Below are 24,042 nucleotides of genomic sequence, written 5' to 3' on the forward strand. Positions count from 1 at the left end.
GGCGCGGCTCACTTCGCAGTCGCAGGGTCGCGGCGTCCGCGTCGCCGTGTCGGCAACCACCAGTTGTAGTGGTCGAAGATGACCAGGGTTGCCGGGACGAACAGCATCCGGATCAGCGTGGCGTCGAGCAACACAGCGATGGCGAGGCTTGTGCCGTACTGCTGGAGCATCACTGTCGAAGACAGCACCATCGTGCCGAGGCTCCCGGCCATTACTAGACCGGCTGAGGTGATCACTCGACCGGTGTCGATCACCGCCTGCATCGTGGCATCCATGGTGGACAGCCCGCCGCGCATCAAGTCCTTCACCCTGGTTACGAGGAAGATCTCGTAGTCCATGCCGAGCCCCATCATCAGAATGATCAGGAAGATGGGCAGATCGTTGATGATGGCGATGCCGAGGACCGTGTCGAAGATCAGCGCAGTGATCGCCAGCGCCCATATGTTGCTCATCATGATCGTCGCAATGAGGTGCAGCGGGATCACCACCGAGCGCAGGGCGAACAGCAGCATGACGAAAACCCCGCCGGACACGAGTGCGATCATCTGCCAGAAGCTGGATCGCAGCGCGTCGTCATACTGAGTGTCCACACGAGTTGCGCCGCCGACCTGCAGTTGCCCCACCTCGCCCGTCTCGGCGACGACCCGCTCGACCCGGGCCACGGTGTCCACCGCTGCGTCGGAGTACGGTTCGTCGCTCAGCTTGACCACGATCCGGGCGATGCCGGATTCGGACACGAAGTCCTGCCGCACGGTCTTGGGCAGCGTCGCCACGTCCCTGAAGGGCACTGGGATCCCGAACGGTCGGGTGATCGAGTCCACCTCCGCGACGCCGGGCACCTTGGCGATGCGCTCGCCGAGGTCGGCGAGTCCCTGGTAGCCAGCCTCGGTCACCTCGCCGTCCTTGTGTTGGTCGGGCGCGATTGGCCCGGTAACCAGAGTGGGCAACAGCATCCCGGGGCCCCATTCCGCGGCGACCGTCTCGAACCCGTGCTTGGAGTCGTTGTCCGGGCTGAGCTCCACGGGGTCCGCAGTTGAGTCGTGGGTGGCGGTGATCCATGCGAACGGCATGGTGATCACCAGGAACAACGCGGCGACGGCGTAGCGCCGCGACTTGGCCACAGTGGACACTCGGCGCAGATAACGGCTGAGGATGCCGGTGCTTTCCATGTCGCCGAGCGAGTTGCGGCCGAGCGCGAAGAACCGGTCGCCGAGCAGCACGAGCAGGGCGGGCGTCAGGGTCAACGCGGCGGACATGATGATCGGGATGCCGACCAGGCCGCCATAGCCCAGCGGCGGGATCCAGTCGACCGGTGAGAGCAGGGTCGCGCCGAAGGCGACCGCGACCGCGCCGCCGGCCAGCAGCACGCTCTCCCCGGCATGCACGGTGGCGTGCACGGCCGCGTCGTGCACCGATCGCCCGGCCAGGCGTTCCTGCCGGTATCGGGAGGATAGCAGCATGCTGTAGTCCACACCGGCGCCCAGCATCACGAAAGTCATGATCGTGACGGTGAACTGAGTGAGGGTGACCGCGTGTCCGAGGCTGAACAGTGCGGCTTGGCTGACATTCATCGCGAGGCCGATAGAGACCAACGTGACCAGGGTGGGCACCACCGCGCGGAAGAACAGCAGCAGGATCACGGTGATGATCCCGTAGGCAGCCAGTTCCATGATCGCGTTGTCCGCCTCTGCCTGGGCGTAAGTGTCGTCGATCAGCGCGAGCTCGCCGGTGACGTGCACCTCGGCGACTCCGGCGAGGTTGTTGTCCGCGAGCATTCGCTCACCGAGCTGGCGCAGTGACGCCACGTCCGGGTTGGCACCCGCGCTCTTGGCGAAACTCACTGGCACGAGCGCGGCCCGCCTGCTCGGCGAGATCAGCTGGTTGACCGCCTCGGCGGGCACGGGCACCGGGAAGTCCGCCCAGTCCGCGTCGAACGTGACAGTGCGGGCAGCGCTCGCCAGCTCGCTGGCGACGGTCGCGTCGCTCGCGGCGACTGCGGCGCGGGCGGCATCGGCAAGCTCGCCGGGCACTTGGCCGGCCACCACAGCCTGATCGACCACAGCTTGGCGGGCGGTGGCCCCGGCCGTCGGCCCGGCCTGGGTAGTGATCTGCTGGCGCAGGACGGTCAGGTATCGCACGACGGCGTCCTGGTAGAGCCCCATCGGCGAGTCCACCTGGTCGATCTCGCCGCGCTCGACCCGCTCGGCGAGCCTGTCCACGGTACCGGCGAGCATTCGCTTCACCTGGTCGTTGCGCACATCCGGAGCTGTGATCACGAGGAGGGTCTGCCGTTGGGAGCGCTGCGGGAAGTCCTGCTCGATCATCTGCTCGACCGCGGCGCTCGATGTGCTGGGCACGACCTTGGACGCGCCTTGCTGGGTTAGCACCGAGTCGAGTTGGAACGCGAACGGCGTGCAAGCGGCGATGACCAACAGCCACGCGGCAAGCACAGTCTTAGGACGCCGGGCAATCAGCTCGGCGGCCCGCTGCAGCGGCCCTAGCCAGGTCCGCGCCGTGGGCCGCTCGGGCGGCATACCCAGGAGTTCGCTGGTGTTCACGAACTCTCCTCACCATCGACCGGACTTACCCCGGTGACCACTACGAAGGTGTGGGTGAGGCTGAGGCCAGCTGTGCTGGCTGCCTGCTCGGCGAGCGCGTCGCGGACCCGGCAAAGCACTTCCTGTTCTCTGGCGGAGTCGATCGCGTCCTTGAAGCCGGCGGCGGCGCCGGAGCGCTGCACCCATTCCAGCGCCGCCTCCGGTGTCACCACCGGCAACGTCTCGCTGCCCTCGCCGGTATGTGTCACAGTGAGCCCGGCTCTGCTGAACCACCGGGCGACGACCTGCGCGTTCTTCGGCAGCGACATCCGGATGAGGCCGGTGAGCAGGCTCGGATCGTCAACGAACACCTGCTGCAACGAGGTGACAAGCGACGCGAGCGCGTCGGCTCTCGTCTCGACGATTACTACCTCACCGCCGGGCCGCAAGACCCTCCGGATCTGGCGCAGCAGCGCGACCGGCTTGGCGTAACAGATCGCCCACCCGCAGACCACGATGTCGGCCTGTCCATCGGGTTGGGCACGCAGGAACTGCTGCATGTCGCCCTCGGTGAACGACACGTCGAGCTCGGTGGAGGGACGTACCTTCTCGCGGGCGATGGCAAGCATCCCGGAGGACAGGTCGACTGCGCGGATGACGCCGCGCCACTGCATCCGTTCGCTCATCGCTTGGGTGAGATGGCCGGTGCCGCAAGCGAGTTCGATCACCGTTTGTCCCGGTCTGATGCTCACCTGGTCCAAGGCAGACTCCGAATGCACGCCCATGACCCGGGTGAAGAATGCGTCGTAGTCTGCGCTTGCGGCGTCGTAGTCGTGGATCGGGTCGGCGTTCTTGCCGCTCAGGGCGAGCCGCAACGCGCGGATCGCCAACCTTGTCTTGGTCATTGTGATTCCTTTCCTGGGACGACGGGGTTCGCGACAGATTCCGACGGCGGTGCCGCCGTCGGGCGGCAGGTCGCCTGAGTGAGCACCAGCAGCCCACAGACACACAGCACGCCGCCCGTCGCAGCGAGTGCCACATCAACCGACCCGGCCGCGGCGATGCCGCCGACGAGTGGGCCGAGCATCATGCCGAGGCTGTAGCTCACGTTGAACGCGGCGTAGACGGTGGCGTAGGCGCGGCCGCTATGGCGCTCGGCAACCGAGGCAAGTTCTGGCAGCGCTGGCACGATGACGAGCCCGTAGACGATGGCGAACGTGACGAGCACGGCGCTGATCGCGAACGCGGTGTCGGCGAAAGCGAACCCGGGCAGCACTCCGCCGCAGGCGACGAGTCCCGCGCCGATCATGCAGTCGCGGCGCCAGCGGTCGGCGGCGATGCCGATCAGCGGGCTGGTCGCGGCGTTGGCGAGGGTAGCCGCGCCGAATGCCAAGCCCACCACGAGTGGTCCCGCGCCCAGCGCGTCCAATTCCAGCGGCAGAATCGGCTCGAGCATGCTCAGCGCCGATGCCGCAGCGAACACCGCGATCACCGTGCCGCGCAGGCCTCGGTCGTAGAGCAGCCTGCGGACCGGTGGACTTGGCGCGCCCGGCCGTGACGGCTCTGCGATCAGCTGTAGCTGCGCCAGCCCGCTCGTCACGGTGATTGCCGCAAGGACGAGGAATGGCGCCCGGTGCCCGCCCAGTTCAGCGAGCGCGCCGCCGACCGGCGGGCCGAGCACGAGACCAGCCGACATGCACGCCATCACCGTGCCCATGGACCGCCCGACCCGCTCACGCGGGACGAGGTCAGCCACCAGCGCGATTCCCGCGGTCCACACTGCTGCGGCGGCCGCGCCCTGCAGGAACCGAGCGGCGAGCAGCAGCGCATAAGTGTCGGCAGCCGTATAGATCACCGTGGTGACCGCCAGTGCTGCGGAGCCGAGCAGTATTGGCCGCCGTCTGCCGTACCGGTTTGAGTACCAGGCGAGCAGCGGGGTCGCCAGCACGAGCCCGACCGCGTAGGAGGCGAACAGCACGCCGATGGCGAAGCTGGAGGCGCCCAGGTCCGCGGTGTAGACCGGCAGCACCGGCACGACGACGCTGTAGAGCATGCTGTCGACCAGCATGGCGACGCACACCGCGGCGACTCCGGCAACCGTCGCAGGCGAGGCTGGCCCTTTGGATACCGCCACTTCAAACTCCGAGCAGGGTCGGTTCAGCGACGTCATCCACCAACTCCGCAGCGATCGCGGAGACCACGTGGTCGAGCTGCGCGCGGGTGTGAGTTGCCATGAAGCTCATCCGCAGCCGGCACGACGCCGCGGGCGGCACCACCGCGTTGACGTACACCCCTCGGGCGAGGAGGTTCTTCCACACCGAGAAGGTGCGCAGCACGTTCTCCAGTGGCACTGGGACGATCGGGGTCATGCTTGCACCGATGTTCACGCCTCGATCGGTCAGCGCGCGACGCACATACGCGGCGTTGCTCTGGGCACGCTCGGCCCGCCACGGCTCCTCAGTGAGCACCCGCAGCGCCGCCAGCGCCGCCGCGGTGTTCGCCGGCGTCATGCTGGCGCTGAAAATGAGGCTCCGGGCGTGATGGCGCAGGTAGTGGATGACCTCGCGGCTTCCGACGACGGCACCGCCGGCCGAGGCCAGGGACTTGGAGAAGGTGACCGTGATGAGGTCCGCCTGGGGACCGCCGGACCCATCAGGTACGGCGAAGTGCGCCTCGGTGCCTCGCCCGCCTGCGAGCACACCAAGCCCATGCGCGTCGTCGAGCAGGACCCGCGCGCCGTACCGGCGTGCCAGTTCATCGACCTCTGGCAGCGAGCAGATGTCGCCTGCCATCGAGTACACGCCCTCGACCGCCACCAGGACCCCTGCGTCCGGTGAGCGCGCGGCGAGCTGCTGCTCCAGCGAAGCGGCGTCATTGTGCCGGAAGAACTTGACCCTCGCGCCGCTAAGCCGGGCCGCGTCGATCGCCGAGGCGTGCGCCTCCTGATCAAGCAGCACCACGTCGCCGCGGCTCGCGATGGCGCTGATCGTGCCGAGGTTGGCCTGGAAGCCGGTAGGAAAGACCAGTGCGTCTTCCTTGCGGTAGAACTCCGCTAGCTTCGCCTCCAGTTCCTCGTGCAATCGCAGGTTGCCGTTGAGGAGCCGGGACCCGGTGCAGGACGTGCCGAACTTGGCCAGCGCCGCGGCGCTGGCCTCGATCACCCGGGGGTCATTGGTCAGACCAAGGTAGTTGTTCGAGCCGCACATGATCGCGTCCTTGCCGGCCAGGCGTACCTCGGTCCCTTCGTGCCGGTCGAGGACGCCGAAGTACGGGTACAGGCCTGCGGCAATCGCGTCTCGGGCGTCGGTGTAACCGTGGATCTTGTCGAACACGTCCATCGTCGGTGTCTTCTCTCTACTTCTGGACAGCCCAACCCATCCACCGCTCACGTAGCCGGGACGACCCAACAGGTGCTACGATGACCGACCGTCTGGACGGTTTGGAGGGGTTTTGCTGCGGAAACGGATCCTTGACGGTGCTGAGCGGCTCCTGCTGAAGGAGGGATTGGATGGCTTTCGACTCGACGCGGTCGCCGCTGAGGCGGGCGTCAGCAAAGGTGGGTTGCTGCATCACTTCAGAAGCAAGCAGGCGCTTGTCGACGGTGTCTTGCTGAGACGAGTCGATGAGTTCGACGCGTTTCTTCCTGAGCCAGGCGACCCGCCTGGGGTGTTCACCCGCGCGTGGCTGGACGCTGCTGTCCCCGAGGTTGCTCCGGAGACCGGGGGTTCACACGACCAGATCGTGGTCGTGTTGTTGAGCGCGCTCGCCGGAGGATCGTCGATGGAGATCCTGCGCGAGCGCTACGAAACCTGGCAGCACAAACTGGCGGCCGACGGCCTCGACCCGGTGGTAGCGACTCTCGTGCGAGTGGCCGCAGATGGCTGGTGGTTGAGCCACGTGCTCAACCTGGCGCCCCCGCAGGGTCTGCTATACCAACAGATGCGTGCCGAGATCCTGCGGCTGCTTTCTTAGCCGTGAATGTAGCGCCGTTGGCTGTGCATGCCCTCGACACTTCAGATGCGACGAATGCCTCAGCTCGAAGGGTCGCCGACATGAGCCCCGAAAATGTGACGACCGTTCGCACGAATATGGATCATTGTCTCGACCGGTGCTCAACGTCGAGCATGACCCGCCGATGGAGGTCTTCATGGCCTGTTCCTCCTGGTTCATCAGAGTCGACCCAGCCGAGCATGCCCCATGCCCAGCTTCATATTGACGTCGAGTTGTCAGGTGCCTGCTGCGAACATATGGCAAACAGGTGGAGGTAAGTGTGTACGCGCACTTTTGTCTGACCCGACAGCAAAGGTGACAAGCGGTTCGGGCATTCGTTCACTGTGAGTCACGCGGGGCGAGGCAGAGCGCAACTTATGTTCGCAGCAGCACCTGGGGCCCAAAGAAAGCGATGCTCTACACTCTGACGTCGCGAAAGTCGGCGCGGCGGAGTGATCAAGAAAGGGTGCCTGCTGCTTCCGAATGCCTCACCGTGCGGAGGGAGGCTCGAAGACAATTGTCTCCGTCACTGCGAGGAGCATCTGCGTGGAACCAACATGTCCGGCAGCACGTGGCCATATGTCACCCGACCACAGGTAACGGAGGTGCGCTAGTGCGCTCATTAGAACCGGACAAGGACTTCAGCGCCTTTACCACGTATAAGCTGATCAGGCCAATCGAGTGGGTTGCGCCGCTACTTCAGGCCACCAACATGGTCACCAGCATCATTAACGACAAGTACCTGCCGTATGGGCGTACTGTTATGGTGGGGTTGGCTGTGCTGCACATCGCGCTCGCGATATTCTCAGTATGCCACCGAGGATCGCTGACCCGCGGCGGCGCTTGGCCCGCCGCCTGGGCGGCCTCGATGCTCGTGATGCCACTCATACTGGTGCACCTCATCGCCCCCGGTGACTACGGGTCAACCGGGGTCGGTTTCCAAATGGGCGGCTATGCCATGATCACGCTGGCCGTCTTCGCCTTCCATCCGTGGTGGATACACTTTCCGAACCGCCTTACCCAATGGTCAGTGCAGGTTACCCTCGTCCTGATTGTTGCATTCGAACCGCTGTTGCTCGTCGGATCCATGAGGAACTGGGAACTCGATGCCGCCCACTACAAAAGCGCGCTGGTCCACGCAATATGGGTCGCTGTTTGGTATGCCGTAGGAATGGGAATTGGTGCGCTGTGCAGGATTGCCGTCGAAGGAGAACGAGAAGCATTGCTCACGAGTTTCCGTGAGGCGCTTCTTGGGCTGCACAACATCGCTTCCACGGCCGCCATACGAATCGAATCGGGGGAAGATGCCAGGCAGGTCGCACGGGAATTCAAAGCTGCGGTGAACCGGCGCCAACGTCGGCTATTGACCAAAGATGCGCGAATTTCAGTGGCGAGCATCCTCTCGGATGCCATCGAGATGTTCGGCACCGCCCTCCGTGTCCCGCCCGAGAGTCCGGGAATGGTCAGTCTCCATCGTGACACCGCCATCCCATTCGAAGACGGCCTACATAGCCTGCTGAAAAATATCGTGGTTCACGGCGGGGGTGTGGGCGAGGTCGAGTTCGAAACCGACGGCCATCTGGCCGTTTTGTCAGTTCGTGACTGCGGTCCAGGCTTCAATGAGAGTCGACTGGACGACGAAGGCGGCAACCTGTTCCTCATACGTCAGAACATTCGAAAAGTGGGCGGCGAGCTCAGGAAGTTGCCTTCGGAAAATGGATCTGTCCTTCAGTTGACTGTTCCGTTCAATCCATCAAGGTAGGAACATGGCATATCTTGTTGTCGAAGACATGGTATCGAACGCGGTCGGGGCGTATACCGAGCTGCGTCGAGATTCCATGCACGAAGTGCATGTGGCGACCGACCTGCGCGAGGGAATCAGCCTGCTGTCGAAGTATCGATACCACGCAATGTTGGTGGATATTCTCTTTCAAGAACACAGCAGGGAATTCCAGCAGCGATTGAGATCTCGAAAGGTAACCCTCGGCGATCCGGAACTTCACCTCAGCGGTCTCGCATTGGTGCATGCTGCCCGACGGTTGCCCCAGGGGCCCAAATGCGTACTGTGGACGACAGGCGACGACAACCGTCATTTGCACCTTCGGTTCGCCTACGAAGAACTCGGCGTCCGTGCCTTCTGTTCGAAGTCGAATACGAGGCAGCTCGTCCGGGCTATGGAACACGCCACAGCGGGAGAAGAGTTCATTGATCCGCCGCTGGCCATGTATGTTTCTGGCTCAAGCGGTCTTCAGGTAAGAGATCTACTGCTAGACGATCCCACGAAATTGAAGATTTGGCGCCTGCACGCTCTTGGGATACACCGGCAGCAGAAGATCGCCAAAGAGGTCGGCCTTACTTATGGCGCCACTCGCACCGCCATCGGCGCCATGCGGCGAAAGCTCGGGAGATTTGACTCAGGATTGGACGCCGAGAACAGCCCCGGCGGAGAGATCATCCGATACTCTGCGCAGAATTGGGAGTTTCTTCTCGATGACACCGTCAAGAGGATGTATCCGTGAAGCGTAGAAAAGAGCGCAACGAGCCGCAAGTCTTGACACGCCCCAGTCATCGATGGTCGTACATTGTCCTTGTCGGGGTGGTACTGCTAGGTTTCTTCCTTGCAATTACGCTGCCGAATGCGCAGCCGCAGGAGCTACGGTTGCGGGTTTCCTGTCTGTCAGGTGCTCGCGTCGTGGGTGTCTGGGTGGAGGCCGAACGAGGCGGATCAGGATGGGCCGAGTCAACAGGGGAAAATGGTGACGACAAAGACGCCTACCGCTACCGCCTTGAATTCGGCGGCGAATTCCACGCCAACATCGGGTGCGGCGGCAACTCGGGGGACTGGAAGATATCTGCCCAATCCGGTTCCAAGGCCAACACGCAACGCACTTTGGAATGCGATGATCTAGCTCCTGGTCCCGTATGGCGTTGCCGGGACACGTCTTGACGTGCTTCGCGCACGACAGCTCGGCTCAGACAAATGTCTCTCGTGACGCCTGACCTAAATGCTGTGTGAGATAGTAAACAGGGTGGACCTTTCGAGAGACTCGGCAAGCCGCAGGACCTGCCGAGTTCTCGAACGTCCTATTTCGCGCCATGCATCGGCTCCGATGCGGGGTGTGAACCGGCAGAGGCAAGACTGTTCGTACATGCGGCCATCATAATTACAGGAGGACACTGTGAGACAGAGGCGCCAAATGGGTATCGTGGGCGTAGTCGCCGGAATCATTTTCTCCATTCTAGGAACAATCGCTCTGCCTGTGCAGGCTCGTGCTGCGAGTTCGGCATCAGACTTTGCCGAACGTGTTCGGTACGCGAACGAGACGATCGACCTCACCTACGACCAGTATGTCGCCCGTCAGCAAGATTTCCGTGCCCACGGCTGCGCGTCCGCCGCGCCGCCGGCCGATCAGGTCTGCGGGAAGCCGACTCCATACGACAGTTTCGATTGGAACGACGACGGCTGCAGCGGTGTCGACATTATCGGCCGGTTGTCGAACGTGTACCGTAATCTGTTCAACAAGCCATGCCGGCTACATGACTTCGGATACCGCAACTTCGGTAAGGGGTTGACTCTCGGGCGTACGGAGAGTAAACGGACCGAGATTGACGCCCGTTTCCGCGTCGAGATGGAGCGGCTGTGCAACGCGACCTTCACGAGATGGTGGCAAGCGGCGAACAAGCAGCTCTGCCTGCGAGAAGCCGATGTGGTCTGGGCGGCGGTGCACTACAACCCGTTCGAGAACTGGAACTCTCCCGTCTTTCCAAATGAGTGCTGCACGCCGCCGTCGACACTCACACCCACACCCACACCCACACCGTCGACGTCGACGGCCCCGCCGTCAACGTCGACCACCGGGCCGGTAACGTCGGCCCCGCCTGCGCCTGGACCAGCCACTGTGACCCTCGCGCAAGGCCCTTCGTCGCCGGTGGGATCCCGCTACGCAATCACCCTGTCGTCGTTCCCCTCGAACACTGCGGTCACCATCACGTGCCATGACTCAGTAGACTCTGGAGGCTTCTACACCTTCGCATTGACAACAGACTCAAGTGGTGGTGCCTACACCGCGAGTCAGTGCTACTCCGGCGATCATCCCGATCACTGGGTGCGCGCAGACGGTGTCGAATCCAGTCATGTGACCTGGTAAGACGGCACGGTCGTGGCCTTCGACATCAAGGCCACACTTGAGGAGACGATCATCGGAGAGCTGCTGGAGCCGATGCGCCCGGCGGGCTGATCCGGCTCTCGTGTCGATGATGGTGGCGAACGAACTGGCCCACCTTTGAAATGGGTTAAGGGCCAGCACGTTCGCCGGCACCGCGGTGTACCCACCGCAGTGTGCGCGCCACCCGCACAGAAGAATGCGGGACCGCGACCAGTGACGAGGAACAGGTCTCTTCCCTGTTCGCCAAGGCCGTCGACCAACTCGACCGCGCCGGAGTCGAGCATCGGCAGGCTCGCCTAGCTTGAGTTTTAACCTGTTCGGCGGGGTCGTGGGTTGCTCGACCTGGTGTTCTTGCCGTGCTTGGATTTTCGGGTGTTCGTGCTGGTGACGGTATGGACGTCATGACGTGATGCGGGTCGTTGATTGGGTGTTCCGGCGGGACGTCCAGGGCCGGGCTGTGAGGGTTTCGGGACACCGGCTGGACAGGCGAGCTGTGGACGCAGGTTCCGAAACCCTCGGCGGACCCGCGCTGGGGTGAGCCGGCCCGCTGGTCGGGGTTTCTCCCAGGGGCGGCGCAGATCCGCTGTGAGCTCACGGGCCAGGCGCAGCTGGGTGTAGGCGGTCAGCAGCAGCCAGGTCCAGCGGTCGGCTGCCTCGGGCGAGCGAAGTTTCGGGGTGGTCCAGCCGAGGGTTTGCTTGAGCATGCGGAAGGTGTGTTCGATGTCGAACCGGCGCAGGAACGCCTGCCAGGCCAGGTCGACCTCGGCGTGGTCGAGGCCGGTGCGGGAGTGCCAGAGCCACACGGGTTTCGGGATCGCGCCGGAGGGCAGGCGCTGGACTTCGAGCCGGATCACGGTGCCTTCGATGATCGGCAAGGGACCGTCGTGGCCGGCCCAGGCGATGCGGTGGGTCAGTCGTGGGTGAAGCCGGTCCCAGGCCCGGATCAGCGCGGGACCGTAGAGCCGGGTCGTGGTGTCGGTGACGACGTCGGGTTGCCCCCAGGTGGCCGGGTCGCCGAAGGCGAGTTCGTTGCCGTGGCGACGAGGTCTGCCTAGCGTGGCGGGCGGCTGCGGAGGGACCGGGCTGTGCAGGACCCGGTCGGTGCGCATCCGCACCAGCACGGTGATCGGGAGATCGGCCAGCACGTGGGCCAGGCGGGGGCCGTCGTAGCCGGCGTCGGCGACCAGCAGGATCTCCGGGTCGCCCGGCCGCCAGTGCCCGGCCGCGACCAGGCGACCCACCACGGCGCGCAGTTGCCGGGCGGTCACGTTCGCGGCGTTGTCGCCGGGTGTGAGCCGGACCGCGTCCAGCGGCGCGGTCCACGAACCCCCGCCCTGACTCCAGCGCCACGATCACGGAGTAGGGCCAGCCCGGCACCATCATGTGCTGATCCTTCCCGCGGCCGTAGGTGTGACACAAGATCCGCTGCGGGCAGGTGTGGGCTTCGGGACGCAGCCAGCAGGTCACGTCCACCGCCAGGACCAGCCGGCCGTCCGCGGCGCGAGGCAGCGAGACCCTGCTCAAAGCGGTGCGTAACCGATCGATGTCGATGCGTCCGCGTGCCAGCGCGGCATAGCTGCTGCCGTGGCCACGACGGTGCTCACCGGCCAGCGACAGCTCCGCGATCGACCGCACCGGGCCGTCCGCGCACAACACCGCCTCGGTCAGCTCGAACAACGCGTCCGCCCGCCGGGTCAGGCATCGGTGGAACTCTTGCCGGAGCGCAGAGAGCTCCCCGGCCGCGCCGGCGTCACCGGTGTGATGCACACTGATCAATTGAAGCCTTTGGTTCGATCTTCCGTCTGTCGCAAGAAGGAATGATCGACCAGGGGCTTCACTCATGATCGGCAGGGTCTCCGTCGACCACTCAGACGTTAAAACTCAAGCTAGGGCGTGTCCTGTAAGCGGTTGAGCTGGACCTCTGGTAATCGTGTGCGGTGGTTGGCCGAGGAGAACTGACAGACCGGGCATGGGCAGTGATCGAACCGCTGCTGCCACCGCAACAAAGCGGTGGCCGGCGGTGGCGGGACCACCGCCAGGTGATCAACGCGATCCTCTGGAAACTCCGCACCGGTGCCCCGTGGCGTGACCTGCCCGAACGCTTCGGTCCCTGGAAACCGCGCACGAACGACTGCGGCTGTGGACTGCAGACGGGACCTGGGACAAGATCCTCGACCACGTCATCGTCAAAGACGACGCTCTTTCGCCTGACGAGGCACTGGCTTTACTTGAAGACAAAGTTGGCACGGAACGAATTGAGGCCGATCTTCACCTCGCAAATGAAGTCGTCCGCCATTGCGGCTATCACCCGCTGGCAGTAGCACTTGTGGCTGGCTTGTTAGTGAGTCACTCCACCTGGTCGCTCAGCTACTTGATTCGAGAGTTGGAGAAGGCAGTCGCGCGTCTGCCCCGGGAATAAGAAAGCGACCATCCGAAAGAGTGATCTTCAAGTTGTCGTCCCCGTCTTGCGTAGCGCGACGTCGCGCACATGTAAGGGACGTGAAACTGCAGGTCAGGGCGCATAGATCACTTTCGACGCTCGGAAAACTGGACCAGGGCGACGCCGCGGCCGAGTCGTGAGCGGACCGCGGTAGCGACGGTGGTCTTGCCAGCGCCGGACGGGCCCCGGAGCACGACCAGCTGGGTGTGCGGTGAGCCAGTCGGTCCGATCGGCGGTTCCTGTGACGTCGCTGTCGTTGGCGGTGTAGCCGTTTCAGGCGCTGCCGCATGAGACCTGATCGATCCGGCGTCGGCGGGCTTGAGGTGCGGTTCGTCGCTGCGCGCGGTCACGATGCTCACTAGTACCCGACGAGCTGGATGACGGTGGACGGGGACCGCCTCGTCCGGGTTCGCTCACGCGGTGCGCGGGTTTCAGCGTGGCACCGAGCGGTGCAGGAATCCGCGCCGGCCACTGATCGTCTACGCGCAGGCTTGGCGCCACTGCAACGCGGCGCGCCAGGTCGCGATCAAGGCTTCGTCGTCGGCGAAGCCGGGCGTGGCGCCGAGCGGTACCCACGTCTGCTCCACCGGCCGCCCGTCTTCGACGTGCACCACGCAGATCCCGGTGTAGCGCAGCACCTCACCCTCCGGCTCGGCGGAGATGCTGACTTCGCGGCTGGTCACCACCAGTCGCACTTGCCGTTCACTCATTACGCGTACCCGCCCGCCTCGTAGTCGACAATATCATCGCGCATAATCCGCCATTTGTAGCAAGTTCTCCTCTCGTTGTGGCGCGAATCGCTCGCAGCGGAACCTTATGGCCGGATGTCGGGTTCCCGTCCCGCGAAGAGCCGCGATCGCGTCGTTCTGCGCGCGACGTGCTGTGCAGCTGGTGCGGACAGGACAAGGAAAGCGCCTGAGGCGGCGGCAGTCTCGGGGGAGGAAAGCTGCCGCCGGTTTCAGGCCCGCGGCGGATGCCGCAATGCCGATGTCGGCCTGCCGTTCCCGGTTGTTACGCCGTCGACGCGTCGGCGAGGTGTCTGCGAAAGTGTGCGGTACCGAGCTTTTCGCCGTCGAAAAGCGTCGTCGGCGGGAAGCCGGGCGGGGTGCCGGGCTCGCCCCTACGCGAGCCCGGCACCCCGCATCCCCTGGTGGCGACCTCGGGCTACCTAGCCGTCGAGGACGCCGGTCCCCGCGCGCGGCTCCGACAACTGCGCACGCCGGTGAAACTCCCACATCTGCGTTCCGTGACGAGAGTGCAGATCATGAACACCCGGCCGGGGGATGTTCGACAGCTACGCGAGGCGACGGTCCACGTTGCTCTCCGCCGACTTCCCGCAGGTCGACCGCGGTATCGCTCCCATGACGGACTTCTGCAGCTGGCTAGTGTAGTTGGGCGTAGGACTGGTCTATTCGAGTTACGGTGACCTGCGGAAACGTGCTGCATGTCGACCTTCGGGAGCTGGTGGCCGGGACGGAGGCAGCCATGGCGGCGAGGCGATGCGACGGGACGGGTGCTGCACCTGGCCGGCCTGTTCGACTCGGGGGCCGCCTGAGCGCTTGTGTCGTCGCGGCGTCCAGGCCATTCGGATACGTTACGTCGGTGTCGTTCGATTTGACGAGGTTGGGCAGTCAGCGGTTCGAGCACTTGGTGCAGGCGCTGGCGCTGGACCATATCGGCCCCGGCGTAAAGATCTTTGGGGCTGGCCCCGACGGCGGCCGCGAAGCCACCTTCACCGGCGATGTGGACCTCGGGGGCGCTGTGGCGTGGTCGGGCTACGGAGTCATCCAGGCCAAGTACCGGAGCCGGCTGACCAGCACTTCCGACGACCAGAAATGGTTCTTCGAGCGAGTCACCGAAGAACTCGATGCATGGATAGATCCCACAAGCTTCCGCAGCTATCGTCAGCCGAAATACTTTGTCATCGCGACGAACGTGCCTCTGACCGCGGTCGCCGAGTCCGGTGGACTCGACCGCCTCGACAAGCTCATCGCTCGTTATCGCGACCTGAAAGACGAAAAAGGCCGCCCGATCGGTCTTCCTGGCATCGAGGGCCATGTGGTCTGGCACGCCGAGTACCTCTACCGTCTGCTGGAGGGCAACGAGAGCGTCCGCCACGCGTACGCCGATCTGGTCCTCCCAGGTGATGTCCTGAGCCGGCTCTACGACTCCCTCGCCGATAGCGAGGATCGCGTCGCGGAGGCGTGGATCGCCTACCTCGCCCGGTCGATCACCGCCGACTCCAACGTCGAGCTGGGAGAGTCGGGCGATCACGAGAACACCCCGTTCGCCCTGGCCGACGTCGCTGTGGACCTGCCTGCCACATTCAGCAACCCGCAGGACAACACAACGGCGCTCACGGCGATTGTTCAGCGTGCTGACCAGGTCCTTCACCCTGCGTTCCGCCCAGTGGCGAACGATCGAATGGTGGTCCTGGGTGGGCCCGGGTCCGGGAAGTCGACGCTGTCGAAGCTGGTGTGCCAGATCTATCGCAGCGCGATGCTCGCCACCTTCGCCCAAGGTCGGGTGACCCGGCAGGTCAGCAGACTGGCGAGTGACCTGAGGGAAGCATTCGTCGCCGGCGGGCTCGCCCACCCCAGCCTGCACCGGCTGCCCGTGAGGGTGGTGCTGAGCGCGTATGCCGACGCCGTCAGCGGACCTGGTGAACTGACGTTGCTCCAGTACGTGACCGACCTGATCAACCACCGGGCCTCGGATCCGATCAACGTCACCGAGACCAAGAAACTGATGGTGAAGTGGCCTACGCTCCTGGTCCTCGACGGCCTTGACGAGGTCTCCTCGGCCACAGTGCGCGCTGAAGTATCCACCAGGATCGTGGACTTCCTCACCGAGATGGCGGCAGCGCAGGCCGACGTGCTGGTGTTGTGCACGTCGCGTCCGATCGGCTATGAGGACGACGAACGTGTGGGCTACGAGCGCCTGGAACTGCTGCCGCTGACCGTCGACGACGCGACCCACTACGCGCGCCGCCTGTTGGCCAAGCGCTTCCAGGACAACCCCGATCGGCAAGACCTGACGCTGCAACGGATCGTGGAGTCGGCGAACAACGACGACATTGCCAAGGTCATGACGACACCGCTGCAGGTGACGATCTTGACACTGATCCTGGAGCGCCGCACCCGAGCGCCCGCGAGCCGGTGGGCGCTGTTCAGCGCCTACTACGAGACGATCTTTGCCCGCGAATGCAACAAGGCTGGTGCCCTCGGCGAGCTCCTGGAGCGCCATCAGGGGCTTATCAATGAGATCCATCAGCGATGCGCGCTGACCATCCATTGCCGAGCTGAGCGGGCGGGTGACGCCGAGTCGATCCTGCCGGTCGATGAGGTCGAACGGATCGCCCAGGCCACCCTAGACAAAGACGGCTTCGCAGCCGCAGCAGCTGAATCGCTGATCGAGCAGCTTCTTCGGCTTGAGCGGGAACGCCTGGTACTCATGGTGCCGCGCCAGGACGGCCTGGCGTTCGAGGTCCGTAGCCTGACCGAGTTCTTCGCCGCGCGAGCGCTCATGGCCGACGAGGACGTGGCGGACACGCTGCAGCTGCTCACCCCGTCGGCGCACTGGAACAACACCTGGCTGCTGGCGGCGGGCCACATCTTCAGCGAACGCCGCAGCTTGCGGGACGCGGTGGTGGCCAGGCTCGACAGGACTGATCAGGACTCGTGGGCGTGCCGGCTGGTCATGCCCGGCGCGTTGCTGGCCATCGATGCGCTGGCCGACGGTCTGGCCGCGGGCGCGCCGGGTTACGAAATCCAGCTCGCGCAATCCGCGATGCGCCTGCTCAGCGGGCCGATCGGCTCGCACGTGACTCGACTCGCCCACACGCTGGCACCGCTGATGAGCGCGTCAGCGCCGATGACGGCCGCGGTCTACCGGGACGTCGATGCACGAATCGCGCAAGGAACGCCGGGGGCGGTCCGCGCGTTTCTGTCCGGCCTCGCCAGTTCGGGCGTGGATGAGGTGGACACGGCCGCCACTGCGAAGCTGGCGCGATACGACGAGACGAAGGAGACGACGCCGAGCCGACCGGTCGGCACCGGGGGTGACGGCCATGCGCTCATTGACCTCCATGACCGTCTGAAGTCCTGCGGTGTGCCCGATCCCTATCTTGCGCGAGTGTCGATTTCGACAGCTGCGCTGTCCGTCAGTTACGACGGAACAGCCAGAACAAGTTGGGTGCCCTCCGCACGTGAGGTGCTGGCCGAGTATGCGATGGGTTCCGCAGATGAACAGTTTCCTGCACGACGGCTCCTGAGCGAGGCGATGCAGCGCGACGACGTGAGCCGCGTCCTGCTCAGCGACACCGACTAGACGGAATCGGCTTACGCGCCTGCTGCTCACTCTCCGTCACTCGACCATTGTCCGTCCGGCCGCCCGGCGGCTCGCTCGGGGTTTCCAGCCCGTCACGGATGAAAGCACCGGGGTCTCGCGCTGGTCACCTCCGCCGACGCTGACGGGTCGCGTGCGATGCTCGGGAGCGTGAACGACCTCTACGCGCGCTTCCAGATTGCCCGCCCCGACTACCTCGGGGACGACCACTGGGCCTGCATCGAGCGGGAAGCGGACCGACTATGGCGCTCATTGGGCGCGGGCGACGGCTCTCAGGCACTCAGCGACATAAAATGCCTGGTGGAAAGCATTTCCCGCATCGTGCTGGAGATCGACGGAAGCCCAGCAGCAGCCAACACCGCGTTCGACACGGTCGTCACCCAGGCACACACGTTGCTGACCGGGCAGCCAGGGCACGAATTGGCTAATCAGTCCACGTTCGGTCAGCTCGCGACCCAGGCAAGCAAGATCGCGAGGAACCTCGGAAACATCAGGAACGAGTTCGGGGGTGGGCACGGTCGTGCGCGGACACCCGATCTCCGCAATGAGATGGTCGCTCTCGCTCTCGATGGTGGACTGCTCTGGTCCCGGTGGGCGTTGCGACGGCTCGGCTACTTCTCGGAAGGCCGTCCGACCTCGCTGATCAACGACCTCGTGGTGACGGGCGAGACCTTCTATGCGGGCACGCTGGAGCGGCGCCTACTCGCTGCGAATCTCCCCGGATTGGATCCGCGGCACCAGCGCAGCATCGGCGTGGCTGTCGGACAGCGTGTGATGCGAGGGACGTTCGTGGTCCGACGTGATGGGCTTGAGCCGTGCCTGGAGTCGGACGATTTGAGTACCTGGCCTCGGGATTACCGCATCGGCGTTGCCTACGGTCTGTGGTTCGATCCCATCGGCGGACTGACGCTGACGGCAAGTTCACTCGAGGACGCGCTTGGGGTGCTGGGACCCGTGCCGGATGGCGCGACCGACCTCGCCGACTGGGTGGCCAGGATCGCCGAGCGGAGATCCCCGGGCGGCCTCGGCGGGGAGTTCGCAGCATCGTTGGCTGCCGAGCAATTCGTTCGGCGGTGGATCACGTTTCGGCCTGCTAGCGAGCATGCGCCATTGACGGCACTCGCTGAGCTCATCAAGCCAGAGCCGCCGTTCTGACGGGCGTAACGCCAGGCTGGGTCTGTCTGTCGTCTGGTGGCTCGCCGCAATGCGTATGTACCGTGTGCGCCCGGCCATCTCCGTCCGTCATGCCGGAGGCAACGAGCGATTGGACGGGGCATGTCCGGAACGAATCCGGCGGAGACTGTCGTGATTGAGGTATGACTCAGATCGACGAGTGGACCGGTCAAGGCAGGGAGCAGCAGGTGACGGAGGGTGAGGTGTACGGCGAACAGGAGCCGACCCCTGCCGAGGTGCTGGAGTGGCGCCGCGATCACGTGTTCCTCCCGGAGGCGGACGCCTGCCCGGAGGAGTACCCGCACCTGCGGAACGTCTCGGCCGGGTACGTCTTCGGTGGCGTGGTCCGGCCGCTCGAACCGGCTGCGCCGGAGTACGTGACCCTCCCGGCCGCCCACACCCGACCTGAAGAGTTCCTCGCGATCGCACAGTGGAACATGCTGTGGGAAGCAGCCCAGTTCCGGCGGCGCTTCTTCGACCTGGACGACCTGCCGGAGCCGATGGCCAGGATCGCCGACCTCGGCGACGTCAACGTCACCTTCGTGCCGCGGACGCGGGCGCGGTACTTCGAGTACGCGCCACTGTTCCACCTGCTGCCTAAGCGAGTGCTGGACATGTTCGGGCTGCCGTTGCTGCGGGGCGGCCAGTGGCCATTCATGGCCGACTGGTCGGGCATCGACGACTTCCTGTCGCCCGATTTCGAGGAGCGGCTGGCCCGCGCGTGGGCGTGGACGGTGTGGCCGCACCTGGTGTCGGGGTCGAAGATGAAGGCGTTCTCGGCCGACGACCCGATCCGGCTGCTGGCTCACAACCTGGACTTCTGGGTGCCCGCCGTCACCGCCACCATCCAGGAGCGCCTGCGGGACTTCCCCGAGGTCGACAAGGGCAAGGCACCCGGCCCGGTCACTTTGGAGGACGGCAGCGTGCTCGCCGGGGCCGTCGCCGGCAACCCGCGGACGGGCGGACAAGTCTGGTTCGGCGAGGACGATGCCTGCGACGCCGTAGTCGAGACCGTGGAGGCAGCCGACCGGACCGGCCGGCTGCGCGGCATCCTGGACGCGGTTCGGTCCCACCGGGTCGAGGACGACTTCTCCAGCCACTGGTCGTACGCCCGCGAGGACTTCGAACGCAAGCTGCACGGGAAGCGGCGCAAGGTGACGGTGAAATTCGTCGAGCTGACCGACACCGTCCCCGTCCAGGGGCCGGAAAGCGGGGTGCTGGGCAACCTGATCACCAACGACTTCCTCACGCTCCTGGATGGCCGGAACCGGCAGATCGTCGTGCTGCTCAGCAGCGGCGTCACCAGCAAGACCGAGATCGCTGACCTTCTCGGGTATGCCAACCACAGCGCCGTGTCGAAGCGACTCGCGCAGATCCGCCGTGCCGCCGAGGCGTACTTCGACGAGAACTGACCCCTCTGCTCGACTCAGCCGCGCTCGACACCACCCGTGTGAGTGATCATGGCCGAGGTAGAAGAGGTGCCCAGGCACCTAAGTTCTCTCAACAGGGCGCCGCCGCGTGGCGCATCAGCGACCACGTCTGCGGCCTCACCAACCACGACAACGACTGCGCCCGGGGAACCAGCGGCGACGGACAAGCCGCTCGATATGACCGGCCTCGACCAGCTTCAAGACGTCGCGGCGGATCGCAGCGGCCGAGTAACAACGAGAATTACGCAGCTCAGCCACATCGGTTTCGTCAGTGCTGGAGGGCGTACTCACTCTAGTGGATCACGCGGCATGCGGCGTTGAACATGTTGCGGGCGACAGCTTCGTTCACTCGTTCGCCGGGGGTGAGTGGCCGGCCAGAAGGACCGTCCCAATCAACGTAGAACCCGCTCATTTTGCCCTCGCCGACCGCCTTGACGAACTTGCTGCCGTCGGCGGTCATGACGCCACGGGCATGGTTCCAGACAGCTCCCCCGCCGCCCCCGGGTGGCCGCACGCTGTCGAGGAGCGCCCCTGACCACTCCCGAGTCTTGGGGTCGTGGGTCTTCAGATCACTCCAGAAGTTGCTCCAGTTCGCGGGCGGCCTGGTGGCGACCTCCTCGCAGAGCCGGAACTTGCCGTACTCCTCGATTGCCAGGGCGGCGAGGGCGTACGACCGAGCCCACTTGTGGTGTTCGAGCAGGACCTTGACGTCATCGAGTAGCGTAACGGCGTTGGCCAGGGCCGCTTTCCCCAAAGCGCGTGCTTGCTCAGGCGTGAGCGCCGTCGTTCGCGGGGGCATGGTGTACTCCTTCGATCAGGAGGAGAAGCCTGATCGATCGCTGGTCGGCGGTCAAACCGGTTACTACGCTGTCTCCGACCGGCGGGCTGCAACACTTCCGCGGCACGAGCTGTGCAAGGGCGACAGGCCTGGAGCCGCTCGTCCTGTTCCTGGCGGTTAGCGCGCTAGCCCGGTCCCGCTACCTGAGTTTCGTCTACCCGGTTCACGGCAAGAAGGCATGCGGCCTCGTCGCTGGCTTCGATCCGGCCGCAGGTTCGCGCGGCCGGTATCGATCGACTTGCTGCCGGGCGTCCTCGCAGTTTCGGAGAACACGCCACGCGATCGGGGCAGTGCGCAGGGGCTGAGCTGCTCATCGAGGGAGTCTCCGCAGAGGGACCTAGGCTCGGGTCCCCTCGCGGAAGATGGTGAGGAGTCCGCGGCAACGGACCCTCGTGCGCTTCGAGCCTCGCCTGGACGATTCGACAGAGGTTCTGGGTCGTACGCCCCCTTGTCGTAACGAGCGACCAGATGCGTTCCCTGTTTGAGACAAACACTGGAAAAAGCGTCGCCGCCAGGGCTGACGTGTGCAGCGCGTGATCACGACGTGAAGCAGTAGCCGAAATCGGATCTAACTAGCAAGGAAGATACACGCGCTGAATATTACGTTCAGGTAACGGCTATTACGGAGAATATGACAGATTGTTGCCGACGGTCACTCGGCGGACAAGGATCTCCGTAACCTGGCCACGTGCCGAGGATCTCCACCCTGGACGGCAATCCGGGAACCTCGCCGAGGCCGACTCGCCTGGACGATTTGATCAAGGAGGATTCCGGTGTCTCCACTGGTGGGCAGATCCATGCCCTTGTACCGCCCGCGCCCCGGGCGGAGAAAATCGGCCCTGCCGGCCGAAGTCGACCCCGCAGTGAAAGCGCTGAAGAAGTGGCTGCGCGGATTCGTCGGTGACATGTCGCTGGAGGACGTCGCCGCAGCCGCGAGGTACTCCATCAGCGCCGTGTCGAGCGCGCTCGGTGGCGCCGAGCTGCCCCGGCTGCGGCTGGTTCAGGGCATCGCGACCGGCGTGAACGCGCCGGCGCACGAGGCCCACCGGCTCTGGTGGGCCGCCGCGCTGGAGGAGTTCACCAAGCGCCATCCGGACCCGCCGGCAGACCCGGTCGCCCAGCTCGCGCAGGACCTGCGCCGCGTCATGCTCCGCAACGACCTGGGCAAGACCGAGGTGCTGCGCCGAATGGTCCGGCTGTGCGAGTCCAAGGGCAACGTCACCACGGCTATGTCGCGGGCCACTCTCTGTCGGCTGCTGGCCGGGGCGACGCTGCCGCGAACCAACCAGATGTCTGTCTTCCTGCGGGTGCTGAACCTGCGCGACGACGAAGTCGAGGCGTTGATCAGCCGCTACGAGCGGCTCATGGCCGCTCGCCGCGGCGGGCGGCAACCGGTGGCATCGGCACGCCAGCAGGTTACGATCGGCGCCGGCTGATGAGCGGCGGCAACGTCATCGGGCTGATCGAGAAGATCGTCACTAGCACCCCGAACACTCTCCGGACGGTGCTGGCAATCGTGTTCGTGATCGTCACCGTCGCGTTCTGTTTGTGGGTGCTGAAGGCCAACTTGACGGCCGGGCCGATCAGCGTCACTGGCCGGGAACCGGTCGATACCGGTACCGCACCCTGCTTGCCGGACACCGCGACGAGGACGGTGTCGGTTGTCTGCAGCCGCTGACCGGCCGCGTCCGACGCCTTCCCGGTCTGCCGACACCGGATCCGGCGGCGTCACCGCCGCCGGATCCGGTGATCTGCTTGCCACTGAGTCCGCCGCCGTTGAGGGTGACCCTCGGGCCGTCGAACGGTTGCTGGCCGCGATCCGTCCGCTGGTGGTGCGGTACTGCCGCGCCCGGATCGGTCATAAGGAGTGCGCGGGAGTCTCGGCTGACGACGTCGCGCAGGAAGTGTGCCTCGCGGTGCTGACCGCGCTGCCCAATTACCGGGATAGTGGACGGCCATTCCTGGCTTTCGTCTACGGGATCGCCCAGCACAAGGTGGCCGACGCGCATCGTGCGGCAGCCCGCAACCGGGCCGAACCGGTTCCCGAGCTGCCCGAACAACATGCCACCGGGCGCGGGCCCGAGAGCGATGCCTTGGCCGGCGAGCTCAACAAGCGCATGAGCGAGGCGCTAAGGCTCCTGCCGCTGCGCCAACGAGAGGTCGTCGTCTTGCGTGTCGTTGTCGGTCTCTCGGCGGAGGAGACCGGTGACGCCTTGGGGATGTCGCCGGGCGGGGTCCGGGTGGCACAGCACCGCGCATTGGCCCAATTGCGCAAGGTCTGGGTCGACGCTGAAGATTGACCCGCATCACGCCGGTGATCGCCCATACGATCTGCGTCCAGCGGTCTAGTCGAGCGGACCGCGCCGTGCAGTGCCGCGATGAGTACGTCGGCGGCCTTCGGCTGGTCGACCGCCGCGCCTGGGACCTCGTCGGATTGCTGGCCGTTAACGTGGTGAGGCCGACGCCCTTCGGTAGGTCAAGACCACATCGATCGCCGAGTCGACGAGAGTCTGACGATGCTGCACGCGCACCGCGACGAGCCGGTGTCCGGTCACCTCGTCACCACGGCGGGCTTTCTGACCGCCGGCTACGCCGCCCAGGCGGCTGCAGCGACGCGGCGCCGTGGAAGCGTGACGTGACATCGACGCCGAGCCGGAAAACGGCGGTGATCTTGATCAGGCGTCTGTTGACGTGCGCGAGTGGCGCCCAGTGACTTCGAGTCGGCATTCGGGACCCTCGTGGGCCTGACGCACCGCGTAGATGACGTTGTCGAAAATGATCAGTACGGCAATGTCGAATAGAAGGAGCGGAAGACCGACAACACGGCGCTGGCCCGGGTGTCCGGTCCGAGGTCTGGGTCGTCACTTGGCCCCGGTGGCCGACGGCGGTCATCAGGTTGTGGGACTTGACCGAGTTCGCGACCAGCGTCCGCCGTGGACCTTGATGGCGAGGTGCTCGGCGGGCGCGGCCGTCCGCGCTCTCTGCGAAGCTCTGGGCATCGCCCGAGGGACGGGCCGCTCATCGAGGGCAAATCCGCGAGGGTGGACCCGGGCGTAGGCCCGGGTCCACCCTCGGAAGAGGGTGAGGAGTCCGCGGCAACGGATCCTCGCGTGCTTCGAGC

Annotated in this window: 18 protein-coding genes and 2 pseudogenes; 13 read left to right on the top strand and 7 right to left on the bottom strand. The window is 65.2% G+C overall.

Annotated elements, in window-relative coordinates; genetic code table 11:
- Nucleotides 1–8: 8 nt before the first annotated feature.
- Genes OG570_RS16995 through OG570_RS17010 form a run of 4 tightly spaced genes read right to left on the bottom strand, consistent with a single transcriptional unit; the run spans nucleotide 9 to nucleotide 5,875 of the window.
- Complete coding sequence (locus tag OG570_RS16995; RefSeq protein WP_326957573.1) at nucleotides 9–2,558, bottom strand: MMPL family transporter; 2,550 nt, start codon at nucleotides 2,556–2,558, stop codon at nucleotides 9–11.
- A complete protein-coding gene (locus OG570_RS17000) occupies nucleotides 2,555–3,442 on the bottom strand; it encodes a class I SAM-dependent methyltransferase (protein WP_326957575.1) in 888 nt (295 codons plus the stop codon). Before OG570_RS17000 ends, OG570_RS16995 begins: the two co-directional genes overlap by 4 nt.
- A complete protein-coding gene (locus tag OG570_RS17005) occupies nucleotides 3,439–4,707 on the bottom strand; it encodes an MFS transporter (protein WP_326957577.1) in 1,269 nt (422 codons plus the stop codon). The genes OG570_RS17000 and OG570_RS17005 overlap by 4 nt, the downstream gene beginning before the upstream one ends.
- Complete coding sequence (locus tag OG570_RS17010) at nucleotides 4,673–5,875, bottom strand: aminotransferase class I/II-fold pyridoxal phosphate-dependent enzyme (RefSeq protein WP_326957580.1); 1,203 nt, start codon at nucleotides 5,873–5,875, stop codon at nucleotides 4,673–4,675. Before OG570_RS17010 ends, OG570_RS17005 begins: the two co-directional genes overlap by 35 nt.
- A 112-nt stretch (nucleotides 5,876–5,987) precedes the next feature.
- On the opposite strand from OG570_RS17010, the gene OG570_RS17015 reads away from it, so the two are divergent.
- The 4 genes from OG570_RS17015 (at nucleotide 5,988) to OG570_RS17030 (ending at nucleotide 10,675) form a co-directional block, all read left to right on the top strand.
- Entirely contained in the window at nucleotides 5,988–6,509 is a 522-nt protein-coding gene (locus OG570_RS17015; protein ID WP_326957582.1) for a TetR/AcrR family transcriptional regulator, read from the top strand.
- Between the two features lie 631 nt (nucleotides 6,510–7,140).
- Nucleotides 7,141–8,289 carry an ATP-binding protein gene (locus tag OG570_RS17020; protein WP_326957584.1) on the top strand — a complete coding sequence of 383 codons (1,149 nt, stop codon included), beginning with the start codon at nucleotides 7,141–7,143 and terminating at the stop codon, nucleotides 8,287–8,289.
- Nucleotides 8,290–8,293: 4 nt separating this feature from the next.
- Nucleotides 8,294–9,046 (top strand): hypothetical protein, encoded by a 753-nt coding sequence (locus tag OG570_RS17025; protein WP_326957586.1) that lies wholly within the window; start codon nucleotides 8,294–8,296, stop codon nucleotides 9,044–9,046.
- 678 nt (nucleotides 9,047–9,724) lie between these two features.
- Nucleotides 9,725–10,675, top strand: a complete 951-nt coding sequence (locus OG570_RS17030; protein WP_326957588.1) for a phospholipase A2 — start codon at nucleotides 9,725–9,727, stop codon at nucleotides 10,673–10,675.
- A gap of 326 nt (nucleotides 10,676–11,001) precedes the next feature.
- Here the strand turns inward: OG570_RS17030 and OG570_RS48275 are convergent.
- Nucleotides 11,002–12,535 (bottom strand): annotated as a pseudogene (locus OG570_RS48275) (NF041680 family putative transposase).
- A gap of 95 nt (nucleotides 12,536–12,630) precedes the next feature.
- Between OG570_RS48275 and OG570_RS17040 the strand changes: the two are divergent.
- Both OG570_RS17040 and OG570_RS48280 read left to right on the top strand, forming a co-directional pair.
- Nucleotides 12,631–12,893, top strand: a pseudogene (locus tag OG570_RS17040) (transposase); the annotation flags it as partial.
- 18 nt (nucleotides 12,894–12,911) lie between these two features.
- On the top strand, nucleotides 12,912–13,112 hold the full coding sequence (locus OG570_RS48280; RefSeq protein ID WP_442788320.1) for a hypothetical protein: 201 nt from the start codon (nucleotides 12,912–12,914) through the stop codon (nucleotides 13,110–13,112).
- A gap of 500 nt (nucleotides 13,113–13,612) precedes the next feature.
- Here the strand turns inward: OG570_RS48280 and OG570_RS17045 are convergent, their stop codons facing one another.
- Complete coding sequence (locus OG570_RS17045) at nucleotides 13,613–13,843, bottom strand: hypothetical protein (protein WP_326957592.1); 231 nt, start codon at nucleotides 13,841–13,843, stop codon at nucleotides 13,613–13,615.
- Between the two features lie 892 nt (nucleotides 13,844–14,735).
- On the opposite strand from OG570_RS17045, the gene OG570_RS17050 reads away from it, so the two are divergent.
- From OG570_RS17050 to OG570_RS17060, 3 genes are all read left to right on the top strand, one after another.
- A complete protein-coding gene (locus OG570_RS17050) occupies nucleotides 14,736–17,462 on the top strand; it encodes an NACHT domain-containing protein (protein ID WP_326957594.1) in 2,727 nt (908 codons plus the stop codon).
- A 168-nt stretch (nucleotides 17,463–17,630) separates the two neighbouring features.
- Nucleotides 17,631–18,635, top strand: a complete 1,005-nt coding sequence (locus OG570_RS17055; protein WP_326957596.1) for a hypothetical protein — start codon at nucleotides 17,631–17,633, stop codon at nucleotides 18,633–18,635.
- 206 nt (nucleotides 18,636–18,841) lie between these two features.
- Nucleotides 18,842–20,065, top strand: coding sequence for a sigma-70 family RNA polymerase sigma factor (locus OG570_RS17060; RefSeq protein ID WP_326957598.1), 1,224 nt, complete (start codon nucleotides 18,842–18,844; stop codon nucleotides 20,063–20,065).
- Nucleotides 20,066–20,375: 310 nt separating this feature from the next.
- On the opposite strand, the gene OG570_RS17065 is transcribed toward OG570_RS17060, so the two are convergent.
- Nucleotides 20,376–20,882 carry an AbiV family abortive infection protein gene (locus OG570_RS17065; protein ID WP_326957600.1) on the bottom strand — a complete coding sequence of 169 codons (507 nt, stop codon included), beginning with the start codon at nucleotides 20,880–20,882 and terminating at the stop codon, nucleotides 20,376–20,378.
- Between the two features lie 812 nt (nucleotides 20,883–21,694).
- On the opposite strand from OG570_RS17065, the gene OG570_RS17070 reads away from it, so the two are divergent.
- From OG570_RS17070 to OG570_RS17085, 4 genes are all read left to right on the top strand, one after another.
- Entirely contained in the window at nucleotides 21,695–22,357 is a 663-nt protein-coding gene (locus tag OG570_RS17070; RefSeq protein ID WP_326957602.1) for a hypothetical protein, read from the top strand.
- Complete coding sequence (locus tag OG570_RS17075) at nucleotides 22,357–22,599, top strand: hypothetical protein (protein ID WP_326957604.1); 243 nt, start codon at nucleotides 22,357–22,359, stop codon at nucleotides 22,597–22,599. Before OG570_RS17070 ends, OG570_RS17075 begins: the two co-directional genes overlap by 1 nt.
- A gap of 73 nt (nucleotides 22,600–22,672) precedes the next feature.
- On the top strand, nucleotides 22,673–23,221 hold the full coding sequence (gene shbA / locus OG570_RS17080; protein WP_326960048.1) for an RNA polymerase sigma factor ShbA: 549 nt from the start codon (nucleotides 22,673–22,675) through the stop codon (nucleotides 23,219–23,221).
- Nucleotides 23,222–23,437: 216 nt separating this feature from the next.
- Nucleotides 23,438–23,560 (top strand): hypothetical protein, encoded by a 123-nt coding sequence (locus tag OG570_RS17085; RefSeq protein WP_326957606.1) that lies wholly within the window; start codon nucleotides 23,438–23,440, stop codon nucleotides 23,558–23,560.
- Nucleotides 23,561–24,042 lie beyond the last annotated feature (482 nt).

It is taken from the genome of Amycolatopsis sp. NBC_01286 (genome assembly GCF_035982555.1).
GTDB lineage: Bacteria > Actinomycetota > Actinomycetes > Mycobacteriales > Pseudonocardiaceae > Amycolatopsis.